This window comes from uncultured Litoreibacter sp., from assembly GCF_947501785.1.
Taxonomy (GTDB): Bacteria; Pseudomonadota; Alphaproteobacteria; order Rhodobacterales; family Rhodobacteraceae; genus Litoreibacter.
Window position 1 is genome coordinate 2,888,457 of sequence record NZ_CANMXB010000001.1, and the last position, 15,161, is coordinate 2,903,617.

At 58.5% G+C, this 15,161-nt stretch carries 14 protein-coding genes; 9 read left to right on the forward strand and 5 right to left on the reverse strand.

Annotated features, from left to right (window positions below; genetic code table 11):
- Positions 1 to 1,254, reverse strand: coding sequence for an MFS transporter (locus tag Q0899_RS14365; RefSeq protein ID WP_299193655.1), 1,254 nt, complete (start codon positions 1,252 to 1,254; stop codon positions 1 to 3).
- Positions 1,255 to 1,350: 96 nt separating this feature from the next.
- Here Q0899_RS14365 and Q0899_RS14370 point away from each other — a divergent pair, with 96 nt between their 5' ends.
- From Q0899_RS14370 to Q0899_RS14385, 4 genes are read left to right on the forward strand one after another with little or no spacing between them, the layout of a single operon-like run.
- Positions 1,351 to 2,139 carry an exodeoxyribonuclease III gene (locus Q0899_RS14370; protein WP_298295117.1) on the forward strand — a complete coding sequence of 263 codons (789 nt, stop codon included), beginning with the start codon at positions 1,351 to 1,353 and terminating at the stop codon, positions 2,137 to 2,139.
- 50 nt (positions 2,140 to 2,189) lie between these two features.
- The gene (trxA, locus tag Q0899_RS14375) at positions 2,190 to 3,104 is read left to right on the forward strand and encodes a thioredoxin (protein WP_299193657.1); all 915 of its coding nucleotides are present in this window, start codon (positions 2,190 to 2,192) and stop codon (positions 3,102 to 3,104) included.
- Between the two features lie 26 nt (positions 3,105 to 3,130).
- A complete protein-coding gene (locus tag Q0899_RS14380; RefSeq protein ID WP_298295120.1) occupies positions 3,131 to 3,772 on the forward strand; it encodes an LON peptidase substrate-binding domain-containing protein in 642 nt (213 codons plus the stop codon).
- The gene (locus Q0899_RS14385) at positions 3,769 to 3,948 is read left to right on the forward strand and encodes a Trm112 family protein (RefSeq protein ID WP_298295122.1); all 180 of its coding nucleotides are present in this window, start codon (positions 3,769 to 3,771) and stop codon (positions 3,946 to 3,948) included. Before Q0899_RS14380 ends, Q0899_RS14385 begins: the two co-directional genes overlap by 4 nt.
- Here the strand turns inward: Q0899_RS14385 and Q0899_RS14390 are convergent.
- A complete protein-coding gene (locus Q0899_RS14390; RefSeq protein ID WP_299193660.1) occupies positions 3,945 to 5,204 on the reverse strand; it encodes a UbiH/UbiF/VisC/COQ6 family ubiquinone biosynthesis hydroxylase in 1,260 nt (419 codons plus the stop codon). The genes Q0899_RS14385 and Q0899_RS14390 overlap by 4 nt on opposite strands.
- A gap of 49 nt (positions 5,205 to 5,253) precedes the next feature.
- Between Q0899_RS14390 and Q0899_RS14395 the strand changes: the two genes are divergently transcribed.
- From Q0899_RS14395 to Q0899_RS14410, 4 genes are all read left to right on the forward strand, one after another.
- Positions 5,254 to 6,585 (forward strand): amidase, encoded by a 1,332-nt coding sequence (locus tag Q0899_RS14395; protein ID WP_298295127.1) that lies wholly within the window; start codon positions 5,254 to 5,256, stop codon positions 6,583 to 6,585.
- 137 nt (positions 6,586 to 6,722) lie between these two features.
- A complete protein-coding gene (locus Q0899_RS14400) occupies positions 6,723 to 7,904 on the forward strand; it encodes an aminotransferase class I/II-fold pyridoxal phosphate-dependent enzyme (RefSeq protein ID WP_298295129.1) in 1,182 nt (393 codons plus the stop codon).
- Positions 7,905 to 7,920: 16 nt separating this feature from the next.
- Positions 7,921 to 10,749, forward strand: a complete 2,829-nt coding sequence (locus Q0899_RS14405) for a DNA translocase FtsK 4TM domain-containing protein (protein WP_299193663.1) — start codon at positions 7,921 to 7,923, stop codon at positions 10,747 to 10,749.
- Between the two features lie 76 nt (positions 10,750 to 10,825).
- A complete protein-coding gene (locus Q0899_RS14410; protein WP_299193665.1) occupies positions 10,826 to 11,431 on the forward strand; it encodes an outer membrane lipoprotein carrier protein LolA in 606 nt (201 codons plus the stop codon).
- Positions 11,432 to 11,435: 4 nt separating this feature from the next.
- On the opposite strand, the gene Q0899_RS14415 is transcribed toward Q0899_RS14410, so the two are convergent.
- On the reverse strand, positions 11,436 to 12,020 hold the full coding sequence (locus Q0899_RS14415) for a lytic transglycosylase (RefSeq protein ID WP_298295133.1): 585 nt from the start codon (positions 12,018 to 12,020) through the stop codon (positions 11,436 to 11,438).
- A 90-nt stretch (positions 12,021 to 12,110) separates the two neighbouring features.
- A complete protein-coding gene (locus Q0899_RS14420) occupies positions 12,111 to 12,992 on the reverse strand; it encodes an AEC family transporter (RefSeq protein WP_299193667.1) in 882 nt (293 codons plus the stop codon).
- 86 nt (positions 12,993 to 13,078) lie between these two features.
- Between Q0899_RS14420 and hspQ the strand changes: the two genes are divergently transcribed.
- The gene (hspQ, locus tag Q0899_RS14425; RefSeq protein ID WP_298295137.1) at positions 13,079 to 13,408 is read left to right on the forward strand and encodes a heat shock protein HspQ; all 330 of its coding nucleotides are present in this window, start codon (positions 13,079 to 13,081) and stop codon (positions 13,406 to 13,408) included.
- On the opposite strand, the gene Q0899_RS14430 is transcribed toward hspQ, so the two are convergent.
- Positions 13,405 to 14,985 carry a gamma-glutamyltransferase family protein gene (locus Q0899_RS14430; protein ID WP_299193669.1) on the reverse strand — a complete coding sequence of 527 codons (1,581 nt, stop codon included), beginning with the start codon at positions 14,983 to 14,985 and terminating at the stop codon, positions 13,405 to 13,407. The two genes, hspQ and Q0899_RS14430, sit on opposite strands and share 4 nt — an antisense overlap.
- Between the last annotated feature and the right edge of the window lie 176 nt (positions 14,986 to 15,161).

Below are 15,161 nucleotides of genomic sequence, written 5' to 3' on the forward strand. Positions count from 1 at the left end.
TTAGCTTGGCGGGATGCGCAGCTTCAACGCACCGTAGATCGCCATGAAAATAGAGGCGGCAACTCCAAAGATGTAGGGCGCGCGAAGCGCCAGTTCCCGCCCAAACTCACCCTCCAACCCGTTTACAAGAAAGCCCGCGAAGAGAGCGCCAAGCGGGATCGTGCCCCAACCGAAAAAGCGGTAGATGGAATTGACCCGGCCCAGCAGCTCGTCGGGAATGATCCGTTGGCGCAAAGACACGGTGACAACGTTCCAAATCATCCCGAAGAACACCTCCATAAACAAAGCAATGCTGGCGACATAGGGGTTGGACGTCACAGCCAGGATCAACAGCGGAAGGGGAAACGCAAATAGGGTCATCATCACGGTGCGATGCCCGCCAAGACGTTTGCTGACGAGCGGCCCAATCATGCCTCCGGCGACCCCGCCGACCGCACCTGCAGTCAACAATATGCCATGGCCCGCCGCGCTGAGGCCGTAGATTTCCTGAGACAACAGCACGAGAATGGTGGCCGACATGAAGAACACGAAGTTAACCCCGCCCAGCATAATGGCCAGCCGCAATATGAGGGCGTGACTGCGTATCCAGTCGATGCCCTCGCGCATCTGCGACCAGAAGCCATTGATGACGTCCGGCTTGTCGCGTGGGGCCAGTACCACCAGCCACATGCACCAAGCCGCACCGCCAAACATCAACGCGTTCACCACGAAGGGGATGGGGACAGCGAGGGCGATTAGGATGCCCGCGACAGGGGGTCCAACGAACTGCCCCATGATCTGCTCGATGCTCCAGAGCTGGCCATTGGCTTTTTCCAGCTCTGACTTTTCCACGATGGAGGGCATTGCGGTTTGGGCGGCGTTGTCCCGCAAAACCTCGGCGCTGCCCAGAAGTAAAGCCGCCGCACAAAGGCCGAAGATAAAGATTGGTGCCTGTGCCGAGTCGTCCGCCAAAGGTAGGGCAGGGGCCGATAGCACCAGGCCTATGACGCCAGCGGTGATCAAAGTGCGCAACACGTCCGCCAATACCATCAAGCGTCGACGGTCATATTGATCGGTAATCACGCCAGCTGGCAAAGAGAACAAGAGCCAAGGCAGTCGGGACGCAGCGGCGACGAGTGCGATAAGCGCGGCGTCGCGCGTCACCAGCGTGGCGAGCCAAGGGAAGGCAAGCATAGCAATCCCATCGCCAAGGTTCGAAACTGCGGCGGCGGAAAACAACAGGCGGTAGTTGCGGTTTGTTGCAATCAGCGACATCTGGGTCACCTCTGCTCTGGTGATTGGGAGGGCGTCGGACTAACGTCCCTCAACCGTCGGCTGCCGACGCGGCAATGTAAACAGCGGAGCTTCATCATGCCTTTCACCGTCTGCACCTGGAACATCAACTCTGTCCGCCTGCGGGAGCCAATTGTCCTGAAGCTACTGGAAGAAGAAGCGCCGGACGTGTTGTGTCTGCAGGAATGCAAAAGCCCGGTGGAAAAGATACCGACAGCGGGCTTCCATGCCCTGGGCTACACCCACATGGTTGCGCGCGGTCAGAAAGGGTACAACGGCGTCGCTATTCTGTCCCGGATTCCGATGGTTGAAGCTGGCGCTGAGGACTTCGCCCAGCTTGGCCATGCCCGCCACATCGCCGGGAAGCTGGAAAACGGCGTGACCATCCACAACCATTACGTACCCGCTGGCGGCGATGTCGCTGACCGCACAGTGAATGAGAAGTTTGGCCAGAAGCTTGATTACCTGACGGATATGCGCGACGCCTACCGCGCGAATGCGCCTCAAAAATCAATATTGGTCGGGGACCTCAACATCGCGCCACGTGAGGACGATGTATGGTCCCACAAGCAGCTTCTCAAAGTTGTGAGCCACACGCCCATCGAGGTCGAGCATTTGTCGGAGACAATGGAGGCAGGCAAATGGGTCGATGTCACCCGGCAGGACATCCCCGAAGGTCAGCTATATTCGTGGTGGTCCTACCGCGCCCGCGATTGGGATGCCGCAGATAAGGGGCGCAGGTTGGACCATGTTTGGGCCACGCCGGACATTTCCAACGCTGCGCATGGCAGCCGCGTGCTGCGTGACGCACGCGGGTGGGAGAAACCATCCGACCACGCCCCGGTCTTCGCAACATTTGATCTTTGAGCGCCGCGTCTCCATATACACGGCAACACCATTCTTAAGCTGAGGCCCAAATGCTAGAACTGAACGCTGGAAACGCCGCCCCCGCTGGCGATTTGATCAAAGACGGCTCCGAAATGACCTTCATGGGAGATGTTATCGAGGCCTCGAAAGAGGTTCCCGTTATCGTCGACTTCTGGGCGCCTTGGTGTGGCCCCTGCAAAACGCTTGGCCCCGCCTTGGAGGAGGCTGTCACAGCCGCCAAGGGCGCGGTGAAGATGGTGAAGATTGACGTCGACCAGAATCAGGGCATCGCCGGTCAGTTGCAGATCCAATCTATCCCTACGGTCTATGCGTTTTACGAAGGCAAGCCCGTCGATGCATTCCAGGGCGCACTGCCCGGAAGCGAAATCAAGGCCTTTATTGACAAGTTGATCGGGCTGTCAGGCGGGGAAGCTGACGGAGGCCTCGCAGATGCGCTGGAAGCCGCAGAGGCCATGTTGGAAGAAGGCGCCGCCGTGGATGCGGCACAGACATTCGCGGCTATTTTGGGTGAGGACGCCACAAGCGCGGCGGCCTATGGCGGTTTGATCCGGGCCAATCTTGCCATGGGCGAGATAGATCAAGCGGATGCGATGATCGAAAATGCGTCGGACGAGATCAAGGCGACGCCGGAATTTGAAACGGCGAAGGCACAGCTGGACCTTACCAAACAGGCCGAGAGCGCGGGCCCGCTGGCCGAGCTGGAAGCCGCCGTCGCTGCAGATGAAAACGACCACCAGGCGCGTTACGATCTAGCAATTGCTATGCACGCTGCCGGTGATGCGGAAGGTGCGATTGACCATCTGCTGGAATTGTTCCGCCGTGACCGGGAATGGAATGACGGCGCTGCGAAGACGCAACTCTTTACCGTTTTTGATGCCTTGAAGGCCGAAGACCCGCTTGTCTTGTCAGGTCGCCGCAGATTGTCGTCGATGATATTTGCCTGATCCAAACTGCGGGCTAGCTGTTCGTTATGTTCTCAGCCGCCGATCTCCCGGACACAATTCCAATCTTCCCCTTGCCGGGAGCGTTGCTGCTGCCGCGTGCTCGGTTGCCACTGCATTTGTTTGAGCCGCGATATCTGCAGATGTTCGAAGATACGCTGAAAACTCCGTCCCGGTTGATTGGCATGGTGCAGCCTCATGATGGGCCGGGCGGCAAGGCGCAACTTCATGCCATTGGCTGTGCCGGCCGTGTGACCCAATTCTCCGAGACTGAAGATGGTCGCTACATGATCACGCTGAGCGGCATTTCGAGGTTCCGCATTCAGGAAGAAGTGACTGGCTTTAGCCCTTACCGCAAAGCGCGCACCAGCTGGGCTGGGTTCGAGCGTGACCTGGGGTTCGTCGAAAAAGACGACGCGTTCGACCGCCCCCGGTTCCTAAAGCTGCTTGAAAAGTTCTTTGCCGACCAAGACCTGCAAACAGACTGGGACAGCCTGAAAGAGGCGGAGGACGAGCTGTTGATCAACTCGCTGTCGATGTTGTGCCCGTTTGATCCTGAGGAAAAGCAGGCGCTGCTGGAAGCTCCATCCTTAAGCACCCGCCGGGAAACTCTGGTCACGTTAATCGAATTCGCCCTGCGTGGCGGCAACAGCGAGGAGATGCTGCAATGAGCGATACTGGGTTTGACCGTCGGATGCTGGACGGGCTCGTCTGCCCCGTCTCCCAAGGCACATTGAGCTACGACGCCGAAAAGCAGGAACTGGTGTCAAAGGCGGGCAAGATCGCCTTCCCCATCCGCGATGGTATTCCGATCATGTTGGTAGATGAAGCGCGTCAGCTGGACTAAAGCGTCCGGCCCTGCAGTAAGCGGGGCAGGTCACCGGTGAGGCCAGCGGCTTCGCGGATGAAGCCCCTTCGAAGAGCGGGCGAGCTGCTCACCAACCCCAACCCCAGATCGCGCACCAATCGGACCGTCGGATTATCGTTCGAGAACAGCGCGTTGAACGTGTCCGTCGCACGGGCCAGTAACGTCGCGTCAAACCTGCGCCACGCTGCGTAGCGTTCCAACACGTCGGGGGCGCCAATGTCCTCACCCCGTCTCAGCGCGTCGGTCACAACTTCCGCAAGGGCGGCGACGTCGCGCAGGCCTTGGTTCAGGCCTTGCCCGGCGATCGGGTGAACCCCGTGGGCAGCGTCCCCGACAAGCGCAATCCGTTCGGCGACCAGAGCCTCGGTTTCGGTCAAGTTCAGCGGGTAGGAGAACCGCGCGCCCGCGACATGAATGTCGCCCAGAAAATCTCCAAATGCTGGCCGCAGGGCTGCGATAAATGCGTCGTCATCCAGCGCGCCCAACTCTTCGGCGCGGGCCGTGGTTTCCGCCCAGACGATTGCGCTTCGGTTGCCGGTCAGTGGCAGGATGGCCAGCGGCCCAGCGGGCATGAAGAACTGATGCGCGATCCCGCCATGTGGTTTCTCGTGGCCAATCGCGGCAACCAGCGCGGTTTGTTGGTAATCCTTTAAGCTGCGCTTAATACCTGCGCGCATTGCCGTACCGCTTTGGCGACCATCGCACCCTACGATCAGCCGCGACCGGACCGCTTGGCCATCCGCGATGACCTCCGCCCAGCCGTTCTGGACATGCTGCTCTGTCACCGTCGCAGGCGCGAGGTGGGTAATGTTCGGGTGCGCGGCAACCGCATCAAGATAAGCGCAGCGCAGATGTCTGTCCTCGACCATGTAACCCATGGGGCCTTCTTCGATCTCGGAGTGGTCAAAATGCATCCAGAAAGGGGAGGGGCCTTCCCCGGCGCGGCCGTCGGTCACCTTGATTTCCAACATCGGTTGGGCGTCAGGTGCGATCTGTTCCCAAACGCCGATTGCACCCAGCAGCCGGGTGGATGCCAGGGCAAGCGCGTATGCCCGGCCGTCAAAATCGGCAAGGCTTCGTTCGTCGGCGGGCAGCCGGTCGATTAACGTGACGGTCAATCCGCCGCTTGCCAGTGCAAGCGCCAACCCGGTTCCGTTCAGGCCGCCGCCCACGATGGTGATGTCATTCTGTATGCCCATGACCCGCAATATGGTGGTGCGCGCGGGATTGTCCATGCGCCCATGCGCCGCTACCGTCGCCGCACCAATAAAGAGGAATACGTCGATGTCTGAAGCTTGGCTGACAATGAGTGCAACTGACTTGGGGCGGGGCATCGCCAAAGGCGATATTGACCCCGTCGCGTTGACCCAAGCCTATCTGGACGCGGCCAAAGCACACCAGTATTCGCATCGCATATTCACCACTCTCACGGCTGAACGCGCATTGGCAGAGGCAGAGGCGGCGTCGGAGCGGGCAAAGCTGGGCCTTCGGCGCAGCATGTTGGACGGTGTGCCAATTTCGTGGAAGGACCTCTTTGACAGCGCCGGAACGGTCACCGAAGCGGGAAGCGGCCTGCTGAAAGGGCGTGTGCCGGATGCGGACGCGGAAGTTCTGCGCAACGCCACGGCCATGGGCCTCGTTTGTGTCGGCAAAACCCACATGTCCGAGCTGGCGTTTTCGGGCTTGGGGCTGAACCCTGTGACCGCGACCCCGCCTTGCGTAAACGATCACGACGCGGTCGCGGGTGGGTCCTCGTCAGGCTCCGCGACATCCGTAGCCTTCGGGTTGGCGGCAGGCAGCATCGGGTCCGACACGGGCGGGTCGGTGCGCATCCCGTCTGCGTGGAATGACCTTGTGGGCCTAAAGACCACCATTGGCCGCGTCTCCGTCAAAGGCTCAGTCCCGCTTTGCCCACGTTTCGACACCGTCGGCCCGCTTTGCCGGTCCGTTGAAGATGCGGCGCATCTGCTTGCGGCGTTGGAGGGCACGAAAACCGCAGACCTTGAGGGGGCAGACTTGGAAGGCGCGAGGTTATTGGTGCTCGAAACAGCCGCGTTTGATGACATCCGCAAAGAACCCAAAGCGGGCTTCAAAGCCGCGCTTAAGCGTCTCAAGAAGGCAGGGGCGCAGATTACCTACACGGAAATTCCTGAGGTTTCCGAAGCGCTTGCCCTGTCGGGTGTACTCTTCGCAACAGAGGCCTACGCCGTCTGGCAAACTGAAATTGAGGCTAACCCGGACGCAATGTTCCCAGAGATATTAAACAGGTTCCGGTCGGGCAAAGACACTTTGGCCAAGGACTTTCTGGGCGCTTGGGCGCGTTTGACCGAGCTGCAGGCCGTTTGGGCCGCGAAAACGGCGGCATTTGATGCGGTCGTCATACCCACATCGCCCATATTGCCGCCAAATCTGGAACGGCTGATGACCGACAGCGACTACTACGTCACAGAAAACCTGCTGGCGCTGCGCAATACCCGCATTGGCAATTTGATGGGGTTGGCGGGGCTGACACTGCCAACAGGCGTGCCATCGACCGGCATTATGTTCCTCAGCGCACCAAATAGCGAAGAACGGCTGCTGCGTCTCGGCGCTGCCGCAGAGGCCGCGCTCAGCTAAAGGGCCAAAAAGACACAACACATTGCGCCGATTGCCAAATCTGGCTTGGTTTTGCTGGACCGGGGGCGGCTCAGTAGCTACTTTCTAAGGAAACGGGGCGAAATGATCCCGTACCTTGAGGCAGTATAGTTGGTCCAATGACCTATCCAGAGCGGTTTTCGAACCTGCCCCCATATGCGTTTCCGCGTCTTCGGACGCTATTGAACGGCCTTGAGCCGGACGGTGCGCCTGTGGACATGACCATTGGCTCTCCGCTGCATCCCGCCCCGCATTGGATCGCCGACATCATCGCGCAGAACATGGGCGGTTTCGGCCCTTATCCGCCAAATGACGGCACACCGGAATTGCGCGCCGCAATCTCCGATTGGATCAAACATCGCTACGGCGTGGACTATCCCGCCGACACCCAGATTTTCCCGCTCAACGGCACGCGCGAGGGGTTGTTCAACGCCTCGCTTGCGATTTGCGAAGAGCAGAAAAACGAAATGCGCCCTGTCATCCTGACACCAAACCCGTTCTATCAGGTCTATGCCGTGGCCGCGCTCGCCGTGGGGGCAGAGCCGGTTTACGTGCCTGCGACCCGTGAATCGGGCTTCTTGCCAGATTACAGGGCGCTACCCAAAGACATCCTGAACCGCACGGCGGTGTGCTACATCTGCTCGCCATCCAATCCGCAAGGGGCTGTGGCGACACGGGACTATTGGGCAGACCTGATCGCATTGGCAGAAGAATACGATTTCACCATCTTCGCCGACGAGTGCTATTCCGAGATTTATCGCGAGGCCCAACCTACCGGCGCTTTGACAATTGCGGCACAGGTTGGCGCAAACCCTGAACGGGTCATGTTGTTCAATTCGCTGTCCAAACGGTCGAACCTTGCTGGTTTGAGGTCGGGCTTTGCGGCCTCCGGCCCCGAGAACATCAAGCGCATGAAGTCGCTGCGCAACTATGCAGGCGCGCCCTTGGCGCTGCCGTTGCAGCGCGTCGCCGAAAAGATTTGGGCCGACGAGGATCATGTCGAGGCCAACCGCGCGCTGTATCGCGAAAAGCTGGACTACGCGGACGAGCTGTTCAAAGGCGTGCAGGGATTCGAAGCCCCCGAGGCGGGTTTCTTCCTGTGGCTGCCCGTGAACAACGGTGAAGAGGCAACGAAAAAGCTGTGGCTTGAGAAAGGCGTCAAGGTTTTGCCCGGTGCCTATCTGGGTCGCGACGCTCAGGGGGGGAACCCCGGAGAAAAATATATTAGGGCGGCTCTTGTGGCCCCCATGAACGAATTGCAGCCGGGGCTCCAAGCCCTGAAGAACTGCATCTACGGTTAAGGCGAGGGACGAACATATGGCGTATCAGGCAAGGCAACGCGATCCGTTTTTGGACAGCGACATGCAGGCAGCGATCGAGCAACGCGGCAAGGAGCTTTTTGGCCTCGCCCTGTTGGGCTTTGGTGTGCTGGTGACGCTGATGCTGGTGTCTTACGTCCCCGAAGATCCAAGCTGGTTATCCGCCACAGATGAGCCGGCCAAGAACTGGCTCGGCCGCTTTGGTGCGTCTCTGGCCTCACCGCTCTTTGTCATCGTGGGCTTTGGCGCGTGGGCGATCCCGTTCATCACGGTAATCTGGGGCTTGCGCTTCATCCTGCATCGCGGCGAACAGCGCGCCATCGGCCGCTTGCTTTTTGCACCACTGGCGGTCGCATTGGCCTCTGTCTATGCCTCCACCCATGTACCGGTGACCGAATGGACCCACTCCTTCGGATTGGGCGGATTGTTTGGTGACACAGTGCTGGGCGCTATTCTGGGCGTTGCCCCCGTAAGCGCCGTGTTCGGCCTGAAGGTCATGGCATTCCTCGTGTTCGTCAGCCTGTTCTTGCTGTCTCTTTTTGTGCTGGGTTTTGATAAGGAAGAACTGCGCTCGGTGCTGCGGTTCATGTTTATCGGCGTGATCTTGACCTATGCGAGCATTGCCAAGCTGTTTGGCGCTGCATCCAAAGGGGCCGCAAGGGGTGCAGTGGCGGCTGCCAGCAAAGCCTCTGCAGTCAGGGCTGAACGCAAGGAAGCCCGCATTGCCGCAGCGGAAGAAGCCGCCGCCTATGCCGAGTATCAAGAAGACGTCCCCGTCGCAGGCCCGTCGCTGCGCCGCGCGCCAACAGTTGTAACGCCCGAACCTGCGCCTGAGCCGCAGATCGAAGTGGCCGCACCCCAGCCCAAAACCGGCCTGTTGGCACGTGTGCCTGCGCTGGTGAAACGCGTCACGGAACCGCCCGCACCCGCGCTGGACGAAGCGGTCACCTATGACGTCGAGCTTGAACCAGAGGACCGCATCAAATCCCGCATCAGCGATGTGATCAAAAACCGCGCACGCCGGGTTCCGACGTTGGAAGCAAACACAACGCCCGAAGCGCCGACAATGCGCGCCGAACCTGTTTTGACGCGCGGACCTGACCCGCTTTACATCACGCCAACAGCTGATGCTGATCCCGATGCGCATCTCGCTGAGGACGCGCTTCTTGAGCCCAAACCGGCCGCCCCCGAACCGCATGTGTACACCCCGCAACCCAAAGCTGTGGTCCAGCAGCCTGTGCGCAAAGCGCCGGCCCCGTCCTCCCGTGCGAAAGCCGAGGCGCAGCCTGCGTTGAAATTTGATGACAAAGCGGCGGATTTCGAACTTCCCCCGCTGAACCTTCTGTCCAATCCCGAAGTTGTCGAACGCCACGTCCTGAGCGACGAGGCACTGGAAGAGAACGCCCGGATGCTGGAAGCCGTGCTAGATGACTACGGCGTCAAGGGTGAGATCGTCAGCGTGCGCCCCGGCCCCGTCGTCACCATGTACGAGCTGGAGCCCGCGCCCGGCCTGAAAGCCTCCCGCGTTATCGGGTTAGCTGACGATATCGCCCGTTCCATGTCCGCGCTGTCGGCACGTGTGTCCACCGTGCCTGGCCGTTCCGTGATCGGCATCGAACTGCCAAACGAGAAGCGCGAAATGGTGGTCCTGCGGGAAATACTCGCGTCGCGCGACTTCGGTGACGGCACCCAGAAACTGCCGCTTGCGCTTGGCAAAGACATCGGCGGCGAAAGCATCGTGGCCAACCTCGCCAAGATGCCTCACCTCTTGATCGCGGGTACAACCGGCTCCGGTAAATCTGTGGCCATCAACACCATGATCTTGTCGCTGCTCTATAAGCTGACGCCGGAAGAATGCCGCCTGATCATGATCGACCCCAAGATGCTGGAACTCAGCGTCTATGACGGCATCCCGCACCTTCTGTCGCCCGTTGTGACCGACCCGAAAAAGGCGGTTGTGGCCCTGAAATGGACCGTGGGCGAGATGGAAGAACGCTATCGCAAAATGTCCAAAATGGGTGTGCGGAACATCGACGGGTACAATTCGCGGGTGAAAGATGCGCTCGCGAAAGGCGAAATGTTCTCCCGCACCGTGCAGACCGGGTTCGATGACGAAACCGGCGAGCCAATGTTCGAGACCGAGGAATTCCAGCCCGAAGCGATGCCTTATATTGTGGTGATCGTGGACGAGATGGCCGACCTGATGATGGTCGCTGGCAAAGAGATCGAAGCCTGCATCCAGCGCCTCGCGCAGATGGCGCGTGCCTCGGGTATCCACCTGATCATGGCCACGCAGCGCCCGTCGGTAGATGTGATCACCGGTACGATCAAGGCCAACTTCCCGACACGTATTTCATTCCAGGTGACGTCGAAAATCGACTCGCGCACTATCTTGGGAGAAATGGGCGCCGAGCAGCTGCTTGGTATGGGCGATATGCTTTACATGGCTGGTGGGTCAAAAATCACCCGCGTCCACGGGCCGTTTGTGTCAGATGAAGAGGTGGAGGAAATCGTCAACCATCTGAAGTCGTTCGGGCCGCCCGAATACATGTCTGGCGTCGTCGAGGGCCCGGACGACGAAAAATCCAGCGACATTGACATGGTGCTTGGCCTTGGTGGCAACACAGACGGCGAAGATGCGCTTTATGACACCGCCGTTCAGATTGTGATCAAAGATCGCAAATGTTCGACCTCCTATATCCAGCGGAAACTCGCCATTGGATACAACAAAGCAGCGCGTTTGGTGGAGCAGATGGAGGAGCAAGGCCTTGTTTCACCAGCAAATCACGTTGGAAAACGAGAGATTTTGGTGCCTGAGCAGGCTTAGGCAACCTTTCACCATATTGCAGAGTTGTGACTGGGCGCGGGTTTAATCCTGTGCCCAATTGCTTAACTAAGGGTACATGATGATGAAAAAACTGTTCCTCGCGCCCCTGATGTCGCTCGCTTTGGCAGCGCCAGCTTGGGCAGACAAAATCCCGCTAAATGCACTGGCGGGGTACATTAGTGGCATCACATCTGCCCAAAGTTCTTTCACCCAAATTAACGATGATGGGTCGATCACGAACGGAACGATATATATCAAGCGCCCCGGGCGCGCGCGGTTTGAGTACGACCCTCCGGACAGAAGCCTTGTCATTGCAGGCGGTTCCCAGGTTGCGATCTTTGACCCAAAGTCCAACGTGCCACCAGAGCAGTTCCCACTCAAACGCACGCCATTGAACCTCATCCTTGCAAAAAATATCGACTTCAATCGGTCAAAGATGATTGTCGGTCACAAGGAAGATGGAAACGCCACAGTGGTGAAGGTGCAAGACCCTGAACACCCTGAATATGGTGATATCCAGCTGAAATTTACCGGGAACCCGTTGCAGCTGCGCCAGTGGGTCATCACCAATGATGCCGGTCAACAAACGACGGTGATCATGCGAGACCTAAAGAAGGTCAGCTCAATCCCGTCATCGAAGTTCAATATCCCGCAAGAAATCCAGGCTCGGGGCCTGAACTAGCCGCTCAAATTTTCCGGCATCCAATCAACTGCGCGCGGTAAGTCTCGCCGCGCGCGGCAACCTCACCTGCAATCCGAACAAGCCACGCTTTGCGGTTGTAGGACCCTCGCGCAAATCCCGTCCGGCCTTCGTGGTAAGCCAGATATTGATTGCGCGTGTCAAACTTGGACACGCCGACGCGTCGCTCGCTGCCGTCCATGTACCACCCCATGAAGTCGACAGCGTCGCCGAAGCGTTCCCGCTTTGCACGGAATGCGTTTTGATCCTGCTGATATTCTTTCCAGGTTCCATCCAGCGCTTGGCTAAAGCCCAAGGCAGAAGACTGCCGTCCCACTGGGATCACGCCCAACGCGTAGCGGAAAGGCGGTCGAGCGTCAGAAATGAACTTACTTTCCTGATAAATCGTCGCCATTTGCACGTGGACGGGCACGCCCCACTTGCGCTCCACCCGCTTCATTTCCCGCAACCAGTTGGGGTTTTGCGACACAATCGAACATGCATTGTCCAAATCGCGCGGTGCGGTTCCGGTCGAAGAACCGCAAGCTGCCAAAAACAGTAAAAGCGCCATAGCGCGGAATGGTCGGATCATGTGCCTGCTCATATTTGCTCGGTGCCGTTTTCGGCTTTTGAGGGCAGTTTAAGCTAAAATCGCTCTTTCGCAAAGCGACAGGTTGGCGCGTCAGATCAAAAAAGCGAGTGTTAGCGGGATAAAGCCGACCGACATCAGCGTTGAGACCACCACAAGGCCTGCTACAGGGTCTGCATCCGCCTCGTATTTCGCCGCAAGGAGGTAAGACGTGACGGCCACGGGGGTTGAGACCTGCAATATCAACACGGCTAGCGCTACATGCGGCAATTCGAAATATGTGCCAACGGCCCAACCTGCCGCGATGCACAAAACCACCTTGACGAGAGACAGCCATATGGCGCGTGAGACGCTGCCAGGGGTCAAACGCGCTACCGCGACCCCAAGCGTGATCAGCATTAGGGGGATCGCCATTTGGCCGATCAGCTCGATCGTGTTGGTCAGGAATGTGGGCGTTTCCCACCCCTGCCAAAGAAACAGCGCCCCAAGCAGCGTTGCCCCGACCAGTGGTTCCTGGACGACCTTTCTGAGCGAACCGCCGCCAGACACCAGCCAGACGCCAAAGGTGAAGGAGTAGATACCCATCATCGCGAAGATGACGACCGCGTAGTCCAGGCCCTGTTCACCAAATGCGAACAATGCGAGCGGGAGACCAAGATTGCCCGTATTGCCGAAGATGAGCGGTGCGAGATAGGTGCGCGTGTCCAGCTTGCCAAATTTGACCAGCAGATAGCACCCGATGGTGATCAGCGCGTATGTCGCGATGGTGGCCATGAAGACTGTCGCGAGAGCATCTGGCGCGATGGTGGTTTGCATGAGCGCCGCGAAAATGAGGCAGGGCACCGACAAGGTCATAGCAAGCCGGGTGACAAACTCGATGCGGTAGTCGAAACCCAGTTTCACCCAGACGTATCCAATGCTCGCCAGGATGAAGACGGGCGCCACAATTTCCAGCACTGTCAGTAGCAGGTTCACAGACTGTTTCCTCAAATTTGAGGTTGATTGAATGGACAAACGACCCTCGCAGGGTCTATCTACGCATATTAGGGGTTGCAATTGTTATGCTTAAACAACAGGCAAAATACACGCTGGGGCAGATTGTCCGTCACAAGAAACACCCGTTTCGCGGAGTGATTTTTGACGTTGATGCCGAGTTCTCCAATACCGAAGAATGGTACGACAATATCCCCGAGGCGTCGCGCCCGCGGAGGGATCAGCCGTTCTATCATCTGCTCGCAGAAAATGACGAAAGCTACTACGTGGCTTACGTGTCCGAGCAGAACCTGGAACGCGACATGACCGGTGAGCCGGTGGACCACCCCGATCTAAGCGCCATGTTCGGTGCCTATGATGGCCGGGGCCAATACCCGCTGCAGTTCGACTTCAACTAGTAGCCCAACGCGCAGCCGTCTTTGCGGGGATCAGACGCGCCGTGCAGAACGCCGTTTTCCTCATCAATGAAGATCGCTTGGGCCCCACCGATGGGTGTTTCCGGGACAGAGACACTGTGGCCCAAATCCGACAGTTCCTGTCTGACCTTGTTTGAATAGCCACGTTCGACCTTCATGTCGCCGGCGTCCGAAAAACTGCGTGGCGCGTCGATGGCTTCTTGGGCGTGCATCCCAAAATCCGCTATGTTCGACATAAACCTTGAATGCCCGTTCGGCTGGTAAGCGCCGCCCATAACGCCGAAGGGCATCGTTACTTTCCCGTCTTTCTTCAACATGCCTGGGATAATCGTATGCATGGGGCGCTTTCCGCCCATCGCTTCATTGGGATGGCCCTCTTCCAGAGAGAACCCTGCGCCGCGGTTCTGAAACAGGATTCCGAACTTGTCCGATGCGATGCCTGACCCGAAGCTGTGGAAGATCGAATAGATCAGCGACACAGCCATGCGATCCTTGTCGACGACCGTAAGATAGATCGTCTCCTTGTGGACCTGTTCGGACAATTTTGCCGGTTCCGCCATTGCCCTGTTGGGGTCAATCAACGCGGCAAGGGCCTTGGCCGTGTCCATCGACAGCATGTGATCCAGGCGGCTCATGTGGTCGTGGTCGGCCAAGAACCGGTTGCGTGCGTAATAGGCCAGCTTGGCTGCCTCCGCTTCGATATGCGCTCTTTGCGTTCCAAGCGGGTCGAGGGCGGCAATGTCGAATTCCGATAGGATGTTGTTCATTAAGATCGCTGTTGCGCCCTGTCCGTTTGGCGGATGCTCGACCAGCTCGATCTCTTTGTAGGTGCCGGAAATTGGTGTGGTGTATTCGCAAGCGGTTGATGAAAAGTCGTCCAAGGTGTGGGTGCCACCTGCTGCACGCAGGGAGGCAACCATGTCTTCCGCAACTTCTCCTTCATAAAATGCATCTCGGCCATGCTCCGCGATCCGCCGCAATACGTCCGCCTGTTTGGGGGCCCGGAACACTTGCCCCGGTTTTGGTGCCTTACCATTGATGAGGTAGTGTTTGGCACCGGCCCCTTCAGGCGTGCCTTCGGCTTCTGACCAGTCAAAGCTCGTTCTGGGGCCGACTGGTACGCCTGCTTCGGCATAGTAGATCGCCGGCGCCAGAATGCTCTTTAGCCCGAGCTTTCCGTGATCTTTGGACAACCTGCAAAAAGCGTCAATTGCACCCGGCACCGTTACCGCATTTGCATCATAGGTGGGCATCACGGAATGCCCGGCTGCCCGAAGGACAGACGCATCCAGTGCAGAAGGTGCACGGCCGGAGCCATTTAGCGCGATGATATCGTCAGACCCGGCGGGCTTGACCAAGAAGAAGCAGTCACCCCCAATTCCGGTCATTTGAGGTTCACAAATACCCAGAAGCACGGCGGCAGAGATTGCCGCATCGACGGCATTCCCACCAGCTTCCAACATCTGAACTGCAACCTTCGCAGCCAGCGGATGAGAGGTGGCGCACATGCCGTTCTGTGCGAAAACCGTCGAGCGGCCCGGTTGGTGAAAATCTCGCATTAGGTGCCTCTTCGCGACAATGATTGAAGTCGGAGGATAGGAGGCAATCTGCGAAAGTCTAGTGGTGGGGAAGATGCAGCTTAGGTTCCTCGACGCCACGCATCTGGGTGGGGGCTGATAAACGCAGCGCCGAGGGAAGCTATGCAGCTACGAAACCCTTCTGCGTGGGAATTCAG

Bases quoted from the DNA above. Each gene is read 5' to 3' on its own strand.
- Q0899_RS14365 (WP_299193655.1), bottom strand. From the start codon at position 1,254: ATGTCGCTGATTGCAACAAACCGCAACTACCGCCTGTTGTTTTCCGCC.
- Q0899_RS14370 (WP_298295117.1), top strand. From the start codon at position 1,351: ATGCCTTTCACCGTCTGCACCTGGAACATCAACTCTGTCCGCCTGCGG.
- trxA (WP_299193657.1), top strand. From the start codon at position 2,190: ATGCTAGAACTGAACGCTGGAAACGCCGCCCCCGCTGGCGATTTGATC.
- Q0899_RS14380 (WP_298295120.1), top strand. From the start codon at position 3,131: ATGTTCTCAGCCGCCGATCTCCCGGACACAATTCCAATCTTCCCCTTG.
- Q0899_RS14385 (WP_298295122.1), top strand. From the start codon at position 3,769: ATGAGCGATACTGGGTTTGACCGTCGGATGCTGGACGGGCTCGTCTGC.
- Q0899_RS14390 (WP_299193660.1), bottom strand. From the start codon at position 5,204: ATGGACAATCCCGCGCGCACCACCATATTGCGGGTCATGGGCATACAG.
- Q0899_RS14395 (WP_298295127.1), top strand. From the start codon at position 5,254: ATGTCTGAAGCTTGGCTGACAATGAGTGCAACTGACTTGGGGCGGGGC.
- Q0899_RS14400 (WP_298295129.1), top strand. From the start codon at position 6,723: ATGACCTATCCAGAGCGGTTTTCGAACCTGCCCCCATATGCGTTTCCG.
- Q0899_RS14405 (WP_299193663.1), top strand. From the start codon at position 7,921: ATGGCGTATCAGGCAAGGCAACGCGATCCGTTTTTGGACAGCGACATG.
- Q0899_RS14410 (WP_299193665.1), top strand. From the start codon at position 10,826: ATGATGATGAAAAAACTGTTCCTCGCGCCCCTGATGTCGCTCGCTTTG.
- Q0899_RS14415 (WP_298295133.1), bottom strand. From the start codon at position 12,020: ATGATCCGACCATTCCGCGCTATGGCGCTTTTACTGTTTTTGGCAGCT.
- hspQ (WP_298295137.1), top strand. From the start codon at position 13,079: ATGCTTAAACAACAGGCAAAATACACGCTGGGGCAGATTGTCCGTCAC.
- Q0899_RS14430 (WP_299193669.1), bottom strand. From the start codon at position 14,985: ATGCGAGATTTTCACCAACCGGGCCGCTCGACGGTTTTCGCACAGAAC.